The following is a 14,165-nucleotide window of genomic DNA, read 5'->3' on the forward strand; positions in this document are numbered from 1 at the left end:
TGCCGAAGGGAAAGACATGGCGGATGCATCTGGAAGCGGGGGTCTGGGGGCCCTCACACTTGGCGGTATTGCCGGGGCGGTCGTGGTTGTGGGCGGCGTCGTGCTGTATCAGCTGGGCATGTTTGGCTCAGTAGCACCTGATGGCGGGGCCGTGAGCGAACAGACAGCCGGGCAGGCATCGAATGGCGATGGTGAGTTCTCCGGTGACGGTGATGCATCCGGCCAGCCCCTGCAGAACCGTGCTGTACAGGACGCCGCCGGCAATCAGGTTGAAGCGGTGGATACGGTTGAGGCTGGCCAGTTGCTGGAAGACGCCGCGGAGACCAGCACAAATCAGCAACCGCAGATGCAAGATCAGGCCGGCGCTGTAACAGAAGGGAATGAAACGGAAACTGCCGTTGAAGGCAGAGAGGTTGCAGAGACCGCTGAAGGGGAGGCGCCGGAAGAAACCGGTCAGATCTCAGAGCAGGCTTCCCTGTCTGAGCCTGCTGAAACCGCCGTTGCCCCCGAGCTGGTACAAGAACCGGAAACAGAGCCTTTGAAGGAAGAGGTATTTGTCCTTCAGGCCCCGGAGCTGGATCTGGTGCGGGTGGACAGCGACGGCGCCGCGGTGATTGCCGGGCGGGCGCAAGAAGGTGTTCAAGTGTCGGTGCTGCTGGATGGTGAAGTTCTGGATCAGCTTGAGGTGCCCGCCGGTGGCGAATTTGTTTCTCTTGCGACCATAGCGCCAAGCGGAGCGGCACAGGTTGTGTCGCTGCGCGCCGAACATGAAGGGGAACAAGCGGCCTCAGGCGCAAGCTTCATCCTGGCTCCGGTCAGCCCTGTGGCAGCCCTTCCTTCAGAGGAGAACGAGGTGCAGGGTGAAGCGCAAGTTGCTGCGCTGGAGCAGGATGCGCCAGCGGTAGCGCCAGAGGAAGGCGGGCAAGCGGCAGATCAAGCGGGAGCAACCGGCACTGCACAAGAAACCGTGCAGGCAGGCAGTACCTCCGAAGCCGTGACACAGGCGACAGGTTCTGAGGAGTCTGTAATTGCTGCGGTGGACGGACAGCACATCACTGGAACCGAAGCCGTCGAAGCTTCACAGAGCCGTCCGGAAACCGCTCCAGAGCCCGAAGCAGCGCAGCCCCAAGATCAGGCCGTTGCAGTTCTGCGCGCGGACCAGGACGGGATCGAGGTGGTGCAGCCTGCTGTTCCGGCTGATGCTGAACTCAGCAAGGAAGTTGCGTTGGACGCTATCAGCTATAATGGCACTGGCGGGGTTGAGCTGACGGGCAGGGCGCGCCCCAAGGCGCGCGTGCGTGTCTATGTGGACAATCAGCCGGTCGCGGAATTGAATGCTGCGGAAGACGGGCAGTGGAACGGACGGCTGGAGGATGTGGCACCAGGTGTCTACACCCTTCGCCTGGATGAAATCGAAGCCGCAACCGGCAAGGTGGTGAGCCGTCTGGAAACTCCGTTCAAGCGCGAAGCGCCGGAGGCGCTGCCGCAGCCTGAGCCTGAGGAGGATCCGCAGCAGCCTGTGCCGCTGGTCAGGGCGGTGACGGTGCAGAAGGGCGATACGCTTTGGGCCATCTCACAACAGAAATTCGGCAGCGGTTTTCTGTATGTGCGGCTGTTTGAGGCCAACAAGGGTGCAATCCGCAATCCGGATCTGATCTACCCGGGGCAGGTTTTCACTATCCCCGAATGACGAAGGAAAACGCGCCCTTGCGGCGCGTTTTTTCTGCGCACCCCTCGCAAAACCGTGAACAGGTGAATATCTGGAGGTGTCTAGCCAGGAACAGCCATGACCCAGACCGATCAGGCCGCAGTGCCGCCGCAAGCCGACATTGCCCACGATGAACGCCGCTCTGGCCTGCGCACCCTGCGCAAGGTGGGCCCTTATCTTTGGCCCGAAGGCAACCGTGCCGTGAAGATCCGGGTGATGCTGGCACTGGCGGTTCTGGTTCTGGCAAAGCTGATCGCGGTCTATACACCAATGCTTTACAAGGGCGCTGTCGACAGCCTCGCGGGCGAGGGTGTTCCGCCGCTGGCACTGGGGGCCGTGGGCCTGACGGTGGCCTATGGCATGGCGCGGATCCTGACCATCGGGTTTCAGCAGCTGCGTGATGCGGTCTTTGCCCCAGTGGGGCAGCGAGCCTTGCGGCGGCTGGCACTAGAGACCTTCACCCACATTCACCGGCTCTCGATGCGCTATCATATTACCCGCAAGACCGGTGGCCTCAGCCGGATCATCGAGCGCGGGGTGAAGGGGGTAGAGTTCCTGCTGCGTTTCATGCTGTTCTCGATCGGGCCGCTGATCCTTGAACTCACGCTGGTGGCCATTATCCTGACAGTTCTGTTCGACGCATGGTATCTGGTTGTCGTGGCTGTCACCATTGGCCTCTATGTCTGGTTCACATTCGCCGTCACCGAATGGCGGGTGAAGCTGCGCCGGGAGATGAACAAGCAGGACACTGATGCCAATCAGAAGGCCATCGACAGCCTCTTGAACTTCGAAACCGTCAAGTACTTCGTTGCCGAGAAGCGCGAGGCGGAACGCTATGACAGCGCCATGAGGGGCTATGCGCAGGCGGCGCTCAAGACAGCGTATTCACTGGCGGCGCTGAACTTCGGCCAAAGCGTGCTGATCACCGCGGGCCTGGTCGGGGTGATGGTGATGGCAGCCATCGGGGTGGAGCAGGGCAATCTGACCGTCGGCGACTTTGTCATGGTCAACGCCTACATGATCCAGATCACCGTGCCGCTGAACTTCCTTGGCACTGTCTACCGCGAAATCCGCCAGAGCCTGGTGGATATGGGAGAGATGTTCGACCTGCTGGAGCAACCCGCCGATGTGAGCGACCGCCCCGATGCAGGGACGCTGCAGGTCACCGGAGGGCGCATCACGCTGGAAAACGTGCGGTTCTCATACGATGCCGGACGGGAGATCCTGAAGGGTATATCACTGGAGGCAGAACCGGGGCAGACGGTGGCCATAGTCGGCTCAACCGGGTCTGGCAAATCGACCATCGGGCGGCTGCTGTTCCGTTTCTATGACGTGACAGGCGGAGCGTTGAGGATCGACGGCCAGGACGTGCGAGACGTGACACAGCAAAGTCTGCATGAGGCCATCGGTGTGGTGCCGCAGGACACGGTGCTGTTCAACGACACCATCCGCTACAATATCGCCTATGGCCGCGACGGTGCCACCCAGCAGGAGGTCGAGCAAGCGGCGCAGGATGCGCAGATCCACGATTTCATCATGGCGCTGCCGGAGGGCTATGAAACTCAGGTGGGAGAGCGCGGACTGAAACTGTCGGGCGGTGAGAAGCAGCGGGTCGGCATTGCCCGGACACTCTTGAAGAACCCGCCGGTGCTCTTGCTGGACGAGGCGACCTCGGCGCTGGACACCGACACTGAACAGGAAATCAAGGAAGCGCTGGCACGTGCCGGTCAGGGGCGCACGGTAATCACCATCGCCCACCGCCTGTCCACAATTGCCGAGGCCGACCGGATTGTGGTGCTGGAACAGGGGGAGATTGCTGAGACCGGCACCCACGAGGAGCTTCTGGCCAAGGATGGCCGCTATGCCCGGCTGTGGCAGCGGCAGCAGGCAGACCAGGACGCAGCCTGACCGGCCTGGGCGCAGGGGGAACAGCAGCGGTTTCACAGGTGGACAGGCCGGCTCAAAGAACCGGCCTTGTTAATTTCACAGATGGTGAAGCCCGGTTTAGAAGTCTTCCCATCCTCCATTGGCTGCCTTGGCTGGCAGCGGTACTGGGCCGTCAAAATCCAAATCGGGGCCGTGTGCACTCGGCAGTTCCGGCGCAGCACTTGCCGCGGGTTTGCTGGTTACGGGGACCCCGGCCGCGCCAGAGATTTTGAACTGCGCCATCAGCTCTGCCAGCTTGCCCGCATCGCTGTGCAGCATGTGGCCGGCGGCTGTCGCTTCCTCTACCATAGCGGCGTTCTGCTGGGTGACCTGATCCAGCTGGCCAACACCGGTGTTGATCTCAGTGAGGCCGGTCGACTGTTCCGCGGCGCCTTCAGCGATGCTGGAAACCAGTTGAGAGATGTCATTGACCCGGTTCACGATGCTGGTCAGTGCTTCGCCCGTTTCACCGACCAGATCGACGCCCTGCTTCACATGTTTGGAGCTGTCGCCGATCAGGGCCTTGATCTCGGTCGCCGCGTCCGCAGAGCGTTGCGCCAATGCCCGCACCTCGCTGGCAACCACGGCGAAACCCTTGCCGGCCTCACCGGCCCGCGCAGCCTCGACACCGGCGTTGAGGGCCAGCAGGTTGGTCTGAAAGGCAATATCGTCGATCACCGAGATGATTTGCGAAATCTTGAGTGAAGACTGTTCAATCTCATTCATCGCCGTCACCGCATTGCGGACAACCTCACCGCTGGCCTCAGCCTCGCCGCGGGCATCCTGCATCGTCTGTTCCACCCCGCGGGCACCATCTGCGGAGGATTTGACCGATGCCGTCAGCTCTTCCAGCGCGGCGGCTGTTTCCTCAAGGGTGGCAGCCTGGCTTTCCGTGCGGCTCGACAGATCGTCGGAAGCGGTGCTGATTTCAGTCGCTCCGTTATGGATGCTGCTGGCCGCTGCCATTACCTGTTCAATGGTTTCCCTGAGGGTTGCCACAGTGGTGTTGAAGCTTTGCCTCAGCTGCTCGTAGTCTTCCGGGAAGACCTCCTCAATGGTGCAGTCCAGATCCCGGCGGGACAGGCGGGAGAGGTGGTCATCCAGCTTGCCCACAGCCGCACCGCGGTCGGCGATCCGGCTGGCCTCGATTTTGGCCAGCTTCTCGTCTGCTTCTGAGAGGGCTGCCCGGGTTTTCTCCATTGCACGGCTGAGCTTGCCGATCTCGGTCGTCGCTCCCAGGTTTGCGGGTTCGAAATTGAATTCTTTGCGGGCGAGCCGGTCCAGGTCTGCCTGCAAGGCACCGAACTGGCGGGTAAAAGCGGATATCAGGCGCAGCCCGATGGCGGCGCTGACAACCAGAGTCATCACGACCGCTGCAAGGGTTATGATCAGCGCTTGCCGGGCCTGGATTGCCTCCGCCGCGGAGATAGCGGTCATTTCGTCTGTTGCGGACATTTCTGCATCGCGAAGAGCGCTGACCCATTGCGTGGCCCGGCTGAACCAGTCCTTGGCGGCATAGGAGGGTGCCGGCGCGCCCGGTCCTGCCTCCAGAACTTCATCACGTATGCCCGGCAGCCCCGAAGGCGCCAGCCCCGCACGCAGATCCAATTCGGCCAGGTTTTGACCGAAGGAAAGGCCTGCAATGTCCAGCAATTGGTTTTCTACCGCGCCGGTCCGGGTGAACCAGCGGTAAAGTGTCAGATTAAAACTGCCCATGTTGAAACCGGCGGCGCCCGCTGCGCGCTGCTGCCCGGCGGCTTCCTTGGCGTATGCAAGGCTGACAAGTCCGGCACCAAGCTGTGCGATGCGGGCATTCTTCTGCTGCAGCAACAGGGCGCTGGCATCCTGCAAAAGCGATCCGATCATCGCGGAATAACGGCCCCCCATCTGACCAGGTTCCAGCGTCATGCTGCTGACCGCTTGCCGCAATGCGGTGAGTTCTGAAACGTTCTGAAGGGCCGTTGCTGCGGACTCCGGCACGTTTTGCAAAGCAGCATCAACCGATGACCGGGCATCTTCCAGCTCCGGCATGGCGGAGGCGCCACCGGAGGACAGGAAAACAGCCGACAATCCGCGTTCGACCTGCAGGTGGTGAATTACATCCATCAATGCCACAGCGCTTTGGGTTTCGCTCTGCGTTACCTGTGCATTGCTGAAACGCTCCCAGTCGGCTGCTGCCTTGAACCCGCCAATTGCGGCCAGGGCAATGAAGGGCACCGCGATGAGCGCCAGAATCTGCGCGCGTAGTGACATCGGCTTTTTCCTCAAATTGAAACACGCTATGCGGGAGTAATCCCGTTTGGAATGTTCATATGCATGTAAAGAATAACGGTGTGTGAATGATACAATTCAACGGATTGCACGAGGCGCTACTGGGCGCAGCGGTGCTATGGCAGATGCGGCAAAGTCGGAGACCTGGTGACGCAAATTGCGTTATTGATGTGGATCCGCTGTATGATTTCGGATGGTTGGAGATCTTTATTGCGAGAAAAGTATAATTAAACCAAGTGCTTGTATATAATATTGGAGCTGAGCATGTAACGTTTGGGGAATGACTAAAATATTTTCATTTTGACGCCGAAGGCAGCAGACGTTCCTGCTCCTCCTCTCATGAACAGCATCAGACAGCCGGTGTTGCGGGTTGATCGCCAGGGCGGAGGCTTCAAACGGGGAGCATTCAAACAGGATTCCCATTGACCGCCTCCCATGCGGCCTTAGGCTATGCGCACTCAGGGCCGTGGCGGCAATTGAGACTGCCGGCCCGAATACAAGGACATGTGTATGAAGACCCTACTGTTTGCAGCCTCCGCGGCTGCTCTGCTTGCCTTTCAAGCGCCCGCTTACGCCGAAGATCTTGAGTTTCTGCTGGTGAATGACAGCAGCGCCGATCTGGTTGAGTTCAATGTATCGCCTGCGTCTTCAGACAACTGGGAAGGCAACCTGATGGAAGGCGGCTACCTGGCCCCGGGTTATGAGATCGATGTGGAGATTGCGGATGGCGCAACCACCTGCGTCTATGACATCCGCGGACGCTTCTCCGATGGCTCTGAGGCTGAGGACTATGGCCTCGATCTGTGCGATTTGGGTGAATACACCTTCACCGACTGATCTTTGCTGTGCGCCGGAACCGGCGGCATGCAGAAAGGAAAAGCCCCGCCGGAGCGGGGCTTTTTTGTTTGTCTGGCTATTCCGCTGCGCGCAAGCGGCCGCTGGGGGCTGGCGGTTGCGGTTCGTCCTCTTCGGCTTCGTTCGCCTTTTCGCCGGTCTCAGGCATGGCGTCTTCCACCCACTGGATTTCGGTGGTCGGCAGCTGACGCGCCTTCTTGAACAGCTTGGAGTCCTGCGCGATGCGGCTGGAGCGGCCGCGGGTGATCCGCGACAGCATCCGGCCGAGGGCCCGCATGTAGGTGGAGAACCACACCCGGATCGACAAGAGCGAGGGCGTCACCACCAGGGTCAGTACGGTAGCGATGCCCAGGCCAAAGACCACGGCGGTCGCCAGCTGTTTCCACCACAGCGCGGTGGGGCTGTCGATTGAGTAGCCGCCGTTGATGAAGTCCAGACTGACGCCGAACATCATCGGAGTGAGGCCCGCCATCGTGGTGATAGTGGTCAGAAGAACCGGACGGATCCGTGCCTCTGCGGTGCGGATGATCGCTTCGATCCGCGGCATCTGCTGGCTGAACTCCTGATAGGTGTCGATCAGTACGATGTTGTTGTTCACCACAATGCCTGCCAGTGCAACGATGCCGGTGCCGGTCATGATGATCGAGAACGGCTGCTGCATCACCATCATGCCGATCAGCACGCCGGTGGTGGACAGCACCACCGCCAGCAGCACCAGCACCGAGTTGTAGAAGCTGTTGAACTGGGCCAGCAGGATAACGAACATCAGCGCCAGCGCGCCGGCAAAGGCCTTGGACAGGAAGGCACCGGATTCCTCCTGCTCCTCCTGGTCTCCGGTCCATTCCCAGCCGATGCTGCGCGGCAGCGGATCACTTTCCAGCCATTCGGTGAGCACCGCGATCCGCTCGTTCGGATTCACGGGGCTGATCTTGGCGCCGCTGTCTATTGCTGCCAGCACCGCGTCAAAGCTCTCGGCACCTGTCAGTTGCAGCAATTGCATGGTCTTTCCGTTTGGCGCCACCAGGGTATCACCCGTCGCAGCGCTTCCTTCCGGAAGCTCCTTGAGGACCGCCAGGCGGGTCATTTCACCGCTGTCGGCATCCTCGATCACAACCTTATTCAGGCCCGGCTCCACATCCGCCTTGACGTCATAGAAGCGCTCCTGGCCAATGCGGTTGATCTGGGCGAGCTTCGGCACCGGCTGGCGGGTCACGAAGTTCGACAGTGGCACCAGCCCGTCCGAGGTGCGGACCTTAAGGTTGTCGAGCGTTGACAGCACCCTGTCCTGTTCCGGCAGGCGGACGCGGATCTCGATCTCCTCGTCGGAGCTGTCGACCCGCATGGTGTCCAGCAGGATGCCGCGGGTGACCAGCTGCACCATCGCCCCAACGGTTGCTACATCGGCGCCGTAGCGGCCGGCCTTTTCGACGTCCACGTTGATCTGCCAGTCGATGCCGGGCAGGGGCAGGCTGTCTTCAATCAGGATCAGGCCGGGTGTGTTTTCGAACTGCTCACGTGCGCTCAGCGCCGCTGTGGTCAGATCCTCCCAGCCGTCACCGCGCAGGCGCAGATGCACCGGCTTGCCGGAGGCGGGACCCTGCGCCAGGGCGCGGACCTCGACCTCGAAGCCGGGCAGCTTGCCAAGCACCGCGTTCAGCTCGTCAATCACGGTGTTGCCGTCGTATTCCTCGGCGATCACCTTCTTTTCAAAGCCCAGGTATTTGCTCAGCAGCCCGCCAAACCATCCGTCCAGCGGCTCGCTCTCGGTGGGGCGTTCCTCCCAGGGGATGATCTCGAACTGGACCTGGCCGATGGTGTCCGGCGGCAGTTGCGCGCCGGAACTGTCGGTGTTGAGGCCGCCATCGCCGGCAAAGGAGAAGACGTTGATCACCGCATGGTGATTCAGAATCACCTCTTCGGCGGCGCGGACCATCTCGTCTTTCTCGTGCAGGGAGATGTTGCCGCGGGCCCGGACATAGGCCGTGGCCTGTTCCGGCTCCGAGTCGACAAAGAATTCAACGCCGTAGTTGTTCTCGCTGAAGGTCGAGAAGACGGTCATGATGGCAAAGCCCACAGCGGCGATGGTTACCACGGGCATCACAGGATTGCCCGCAATGAACTTGATCACATGGCCGAACGGGGTGTGGTGGTAGCCGGGGGCAACTTCCTGCTCTTCGCGCTCCATCTTGACGGAACTGAGCGTGATCGAGGCCGCAAAGGATGCCAGCGTGAACACCAGCCCGCCGAACAGCACACCCGCCATCGGAGCGGCGCCTTCGCCCAGAAGGTAGGTGGGGTTCAGCATCTGCATGGCGCCCGCGAACATGCCCCACATGGCGACCGGCACCAGCACCGCACGCAGCCACCAAGGCGCAATCATCCGCAGCGCGCGCGAGGCGCCCTCAAAGGTGCGGCTGATGCGGCCGGTGACGCCGCCCATGACGGGCAGGTAGATCAGGGCCACCACCAGCGAGGCGGAGAGAACGAAGATCAGCGTCACGGGCAGCATGCCCATGAACTCGCCCGGCACACCGGGCCAGAACAGCATCGGCAGGAAGGCGCAGAGCGTGGTTGCTGTGGACGACACGATCGGCCAGAACATCCGCTGCGCCGCCTCGACATAGGCGTGCATCGGGCCGGTGCCTTCCTTGATCCGCTTGTCGGCGTATTCCACCACCACGATGGCACCGTCGACCAGCATCCCCACAGCGAGGATCAGGCCGAACATCACGATGTTGGAGATTGAGATACCCATCAGCGCCAGGAAGGCGAAGCACAACAGGAACGACGTCGGGATCGCAAAACCCACCAAGAGCGCAGCCCGGCTGCCAAGCGCGGACAGCACCACGATCATCACCAGCGCGATGGCCGTCAGGACGGAGCCTTCGAGCTGGCTGACCATCGAGCCGACAACCCTGCTTTGGTCGTTGGAGGTGCCGACTTCAATCGCTGCCTGCAGTTCCTGCGGCCATTTGGATTTGGATACTTCCAGGGTCTCTTTCACCAGGTTCACGGTGTCGATCAGGTTGTAGCCCTTGCGCTTCACCACCTGCAGGGCAACCGTGTCCTCGCCGTTGAAGCGGGCGGTGCCCTCGCGGTCCTCGAAGGTAAAGTTGATCTGTGCCAGCTCGCCCAGCTTGACCACACGGTCGCCGTTGGTCTTGACCGGCAGCTGGTAGATGTCCTGCACGTCGTCGAAAGAGGAGGGGATCTTGACCGAAAACGCGCCCTGGCTGGTTTCGACCTCACCTGCCGCGATCAGCTGGTTGTTGTTCTGCACAACATTGATCAGCTCCAGTGCGGTGACGTTATAGGCCTCCAGCCGCAACGGATCTATCAGCACCTCAACCATCTCGTCGCGGTTGCCGGCGATCCCGGCCTCCAGCACGGCATCCAGAGCTTCAAGGTCGTCCTGCAGGTCCTTGGCGATACGCGCCATTGTCCGCTCCGGCACGGCGCCGGTCAGGTTCACGATGACAATCGGGAACTCGGAGAAGTTGATCTCGGTGATCGAGTATTTCTCGGCGCCTTCCGGGAATTCGGCCTCGGCCTTGTCCATGGCGTCGCGCACGTCGGCCATGATGGCGGTCTTGTCCCAGCCGAACTCGAACTCCAGCGCCACCCCGGCATAACCCTCGGCGGCGGTTGAGGTCATTTTGTCGAGCCCGTCGAGGTCGGCAAGCTCGGTCTCCATCACCTTGACCATCAGCGATTCGGCGTCCTCGGCAGAGATGCCGGGGAAGGGGACCGAGATGAACAGGGCCGGGATTTCAATGTCCGGCTCGCCTTCCTTGGGCAGCATCGAATAGGCGAAGCCGCCGACAAGCAGCGAGATTGCGATAAACGCAAGGACCATCCGGGCGCGGCCGGCGGCCCAATCGACGATGCCAATCACTGTTCAGTCTCCCGGTAGGTGGCCGCCACGGCGACGCCTTCGGTTACAAAGTCCTGTCCCACCACGATCACATCTGCATTCTCTGGCAGGCCGCCCAGCCAGACGCCATCCACATCATCCCGCAGAAGCTGCACGGGGTAGAATACCACGGTGCTGCCGGATCCGACAACGCGCACGCCCAGCTGGCCCTCGTTGTTCAGCGTCAGTGCGGATTGCGGCAGCTTGTGCGCCAGCGAACCGGCCGAAGAAATTGCGATGTCAGCGGTCTGGCCGTCCCGGATGCTGAGGTCAGTGTTCGGAACGGTGATCTCCACCTCAAACGTGCGGGTGGTCGGGTCGGCAGACCGGCTGAGGAAGGTAACCTCGCCCTGGACCTGCTGGCCGGTGGACAGTTCTGCGCCAGCAATGGCGCCCAGTTCCACCTTATTGACCTCAGCCTCCGGAACATAGCCGACCAGCTTGATGGTATCGAGCTGAATGACCGTGCCGCAGAGGCTGCCGGGCTGCAGCAAGCTGCCAAGTTCGGCGGTGTCGCTTTCCAGAAGGCCATCAAAAGGCGCACTGATGGTCAAATGCCCGATTTCCCTTTCCGCAGCGGCCACTGCGGCTTGCGCGGAACGCTCAGCCGCTTCTGCTGAGGCCAGGCGGGTCTCAGACGCATAACCGCCTTCCGACAGCTTGGCGGCGGCGGTCAGGTTGATTTCGGCTTCTTTCAGCTGTGCCTGTGCCTGCAGCAGCGATGCAGGCCGGGTGCCGGGATCCAGCTCGCACAGAAGGTCGCCCTTCTTGACGTGTGCACCCTTGCGCAGGGGTTCAGAAATGACAGTTGAGGTCGTTTCGGCCCGCACCTCCACCTGCCGGATGGCCTGGGTTTGGCCGCGCAGGATCACCGCATTACCGATGGTGCGCGCCTTGCTTTGAATGGCGACAACTCCGACGCGCGTTTCTTCGGCCTCTGCCAGTTGTTCGCCTTCTACTGGCGTTTCGGTCCCGGTCGCCTCCGTTGCGTCTTCCCCGCGGGCAAAGGCCATCAGATCGTCGCGCTCGAAAACCACCAGGTAAAGGCTGGCGGATACCGCCACAGCGGTCAGTATCGGTACAATGCGCATGTCGGGCCTTTCCTGTTTTCTGTCTTCTTCCACGTGCGAACGGCTGTTGTCCGTCGGGCGGGCAGACCTGTTCACAGCGGAGTCGCGCGTATGTGATAGGGCTGATATAGGAGATGTCCATTCTAAACTAAGTGGTTTAGTTCACATTTCTTGCCTTTCCGCGGCAAATCACGAAGTTTCTGGTGCAAACGGGCCACTTGGCTTGTCCTTTGAGCCGGGGTAAGAGGGGCGCGACGCATTCAATACCGGTGCGGGCGGCAGCCCGGGCCGCGCATATCAGGGGCTTTTCATGAGCGATACCGACAGCTTTATCGACGAAGTGACCGAAGAGGTCCGCCGTGACCGGCTTTTCCTGATGCTGAAACGCTATGGCTGGATCGGCGGTGCTGCGGTGGTGCTGATCGTTGGCGGCGCCGCACTTCGGGAATACAACAAGTCCAAGGACCGGGCCGCAGCGGAAAAACTTGGGGACGGCATAACGGCTGCACTTAAGATCGACGGCAGCTCGGAACAGGCCGAAGCTTTGAATTCTGTTTCAGCTGAGAGCGCAGGCGGCGCGGCCATTCTGAACATGCTGGAAGCAGGGGCGCTGGCGGAAGCGGGCAAGACCGCTGAGGCAGTGGCACAGCTGAACGAGGTTGCAGTTGATGGCGGGCTGCCGCTGATCTACCGCCACGTCGCCAGTTTCAAGGCACTGGCGCTGCAGGCCGGCAGCCTGAGCGTTGCGGACCGACGCGTTCAATATGAAGCGCTGGCCCAGCCTGGGGCGCCACTGGCGCTGCTCGCCTCGGAGCAATTGGCGCTGCTGGACGTCGAAGAGGGCAACAAAGAGGCTGCCATCAGCCGGTTGCGCGGTATCGTTGCGGATGCAACGGTCACTGCAGACTTGAAAGACCGCGCGTCTCAGGTGATTGTGGCGCTTGGCGGCTCGGTCAACGAGGACGCCGCGCCTGAGGGGTAAGGCGCTCCGCAGATGGGAACTTGCGGAACAAGTAGGGCAGACAGGGCAGGGCAATGACAATAATTAAAACTTTCTCCCGGGCACGGGTTCTTCTTTGCACAACCGCAGCTGCGGCCATTCTGGTGGCCTGCGCAGAGAAAGAGGTCATCCTTCGCGGTGAGCGTGAGGACATCCGGCCTGACGCTGCGGTTGAAATCGTCAACCAGTCCCGCGCTATTTCCCTGCCGCAGCAATCCGCGAACGCAAGCTGGGAACAGGGCCACGGCGCCGAAGCCGGGCGGACCGCGCATCCGGCGCTGGCTGCTGCGCCGCAGCGCATCTGGTCCGCGTCCATCGGCTCAGGCGACAGCCGCCGCCAGCGCATCACCGCAACCCCTGCCGTGGGCGGCGGTCTCATTTACACGCTGGACAGCGCCGCACAGGTTTCGGCGGTTTCGCCGCAGGGCCAGGTCCTGTGGCAGAGCGAGTTTGTTCCGGCAGAGGATGATGAAGGCCAGGCCACTGGCGGCGGATTGGCTTATGCAGATGGCGTGCTTTATGTCTCTTCCGGCTTCGGCGTGCTGACGGCGCTGAATGCGGCGGATGGCACTTTGGTCTGGCGGCAGGAACTGGACGCGACCGGCTCCGGCCAGCCGCGGATCAGCGGCGGGCTGGTCTACTTGGTTGCGGGCGACGACACCGGATGGGCCGTGAACGCCAAGGATGGACGTATTGCCTGGCAGATTGATGCCACGCCCTCGCCAGCCAATGTTCTGGGCGCCCCGGCCCCGGTCGTAACGAGCGATCTCGCGGTCTTTGCCTTCGGTTCCGGGGACTTGATTGCCACTTTCCGCCGCGGCGGCCTGCGCCGCTGGAGCGCATCTGTTGCGGGCCAGCGCACCGGCCAGACCCTGTCGCGGATCAGTGATGTGACCGGCGCCCCGGTGGTGTCCGGGGGCCGTCTGTATGCAGGCAACAACTCCGGCCGCACCGTGGCGATCGACCTGGAATCCGGCGACCGGCTGTGGACTGCGCGCGAAGGTGCCGCCGGAGCTGCATGGCCTGTTGGCGGCAGCCTGTTCCAGGTCAGCGACCTGAACCAGCTGTTGCGGCTGGATGCAGGCAGCGGTGAGGTGATCTGGGCTGTGGACCTGCCGGGCTACCTGAAGGACAAGCCACGGAAGCGCGGCCAGATTCATGTGCACCACGGTCCCGTAGTGGCGGGCGGCCAGGTGGTTGTTGCATCCAATGACGGGCTGCTGCGCTTCTTCAGCCCTGTTGACGGCAGCCTGGCCCGCACGGTGGAAGTGCCCGGCGGCGCGACCACAGCACCGGTCGTTGCGGGGCGCACGCTCTATGTTGTTTCTACCAAGGGCGATTTGCTGGCATACCGGTGACGGTCTTTCCGGGTGGCACAAGCCGCGCGGATGCGCTATGAGCCGCGTCTGAATCGCAGAAAGC

At 61.8% G+C, this 14,165-nt stretch carries 8 protein-coding genes; 5 read left to right on the plus strand and 3 right to left on the minus strand.

Annotation, left to right across the window (positions count from 1 at the left end; translation table 11 throughout):
• Nucleotides 1-16: 16 nt before the first annotated feature.
• Together N6L27_RS00200 and N6L27_RS00205 are read left to right on the plus strand one after the other, a co-directional pair.
• Entirely contained in the window at nt 17-1,690 is a 1,674-nt protein-coding gene (locus N6L27_RS00200; RefSeq protein ID WP_271905026.1) for a LysM peptidoglycan-binding domain-containing protein, read from the plus strand.
• 96 nt (nt 1,691-1,786) lie between these two features.
• Nucleotides 1,787-3,616: an ABCB family ABC transporter ATP-binding protein/permease gene (locus N6L27_RS00205; protein ID WP_271905027.1), complete on the plus strand. Its 1,830-nt coding sequence runs from the start codon at nt 1,787-1,789 to the stop codon at nt 3,614-3,616.
• Nucleotides 3,617-3,712: 96 nt separating this feature from the next.
• Here N6L27_RS00205 and N6L27_RS00210 read toward each other — a convergent pair whose 3' ends face one another.
• Nucleotides 3,713-5,887, minus strand: coding sequence for a methyl-accepting chemotaxis protein (locus N6L27_RS00210; protein ID WP_271905028.1), 2,175 nt, complete (start codon nt 5,885-5,887; stop codon nt 3,713-3,715).
• A gap of 528 nt (nt 5,888-6,415) precedes the next feature.
• On the opposite strand from N6L27_RS00210, the gene N6L27_RS00215 reads away from it, so the two are divergent.
• Complete coding sequence (locus tag N6L27_RS00215; protein WP_271905030.1) at nt 6,416-6,742, plus strand: hypothetical protein; 327 nt, start codon at nt 6,416-6,418, stop codon at nt 6,740-6,742.
• A 76-nt stretch (nt 6,743-6,818) separates the two neighbouring features.
• Here the strand turns inward: N6L27_RS00215 and N6L27_RS00220 are convergent, their stop codons facing one another.
• Both N6L27_RS00220 and N6L27_RS00225 read right to left on the minus strand, forming a co-directional pair.
• Complete coding sequence (locus N6L27_RS00220; protein ID WP_271905031.1) at nt 6,819-10,655, minus strand: efflux RND transporter permease subunit; 3,837 nt, start codon at nt 10,653-10,655, stop codon at nt 6,819-6,821.
• A complete protein-coding gene (locus tag N6L27_RS00225) occupies nt 10,652-11,764 on the minus strand; it encodes an efflux RND transporter periplasmic adaptor subunit (RefSeq protein WP_271905032.1) in 1,113 nt (370 codons plus the stop codon). The genes N6L27_RS00220 and N6L27_RS00225 overlap by 4 nt, the downstream gene beginning before the upstream one ends.
• Before the next feature lie 289 nt (nt 11,765-12,053).
• Between N6L27_RS00225 and N6L27_RS00230 the strand changes: the two genes are divergently transcribed.
• Complete coding sequence (locus N6L27_RS00230) at nt 12,054-12,725, plus strand: hypothetical protein (RefSeq protein WP_271905033.1); 672 nt, start codon at nt 12,054-12,056, stop codon at nt 12,723-12,725.
• 53 nt (nt 12,726-12,778) lie between these two features.
• Nucleotides 12,779-14,101, plus strand: coding sequence for a PQQ-like beta-propeller repeat protein (locus N6L27_RS00235; protein ID WP_271905035.1), 1,323 nt, complete (start codon nt 12,779-12,781; stop codon nt 14,099-14,101).
• Nucleotides 14,102-14,165 lie beyond the last annotated feature (64 nt).

The organism is Leisingera sp. SS27 (assembly GCF_028368855.1).
Taxonomy (GTDB): Bacteria; Pseudomonadota; Alphaproteobacteria; order Rhodobacterales; family Rhodobacteraceae; genus Leisingera.

Bases quoted from the DNA above. Each gene is read 5' to 3' on its own strand.
- N6L27_RS00215 (WP_271905030.1), top strand. From the start codon at position 6,416: ATGAAGACCCTACTGTTTGCAGCCTCCGCGGCTGCTCTGCTTGCCTTT.
- N6L27_RS00200 (WP_271905026.1), top strand. From the start codon at position 17: ATGGCGGATGCATCTGGAAGCGGGGGTCTGGGGGCCCTCACACTTGGC.
- N6L27_RS00230 (WP_271905033.1), top strand. From the start codon at position 12,054: ATGAGCGATACCGACAGCTTTATCGACGAAGTGACCGAAGAGGTCCGC.
- N6L27_RS00210 (WP_271905028.1), bottom strand. From the start codon at position 5,887: ATGTCACTACGCGCGCAGATTCTGGCGCTCATCGCGGTGCCCTTCATT.
- N6L27_RS00235 (WP_271905035.1), top strand. From the start codon at position 12,779: ATGACAATAATTAAAACTTTCTCCCGGGCACGGGTTCTTCTTTGCACA.
- N6L27_RS00205 (WP_271905027.1), top strand. From the start codon at position 1,787: ATGACCCAGACCGATCAGGCCGCAGTGCCGCCGCAAGCCGACATTGCC.
- N6L27_RS00225 (WP_271905032.1), bottom strand. From the start codon at position 11,764: ATGCGCATTGTACCGATACTGACCGCTGTGGCGGTATCCGCCAGCCTT.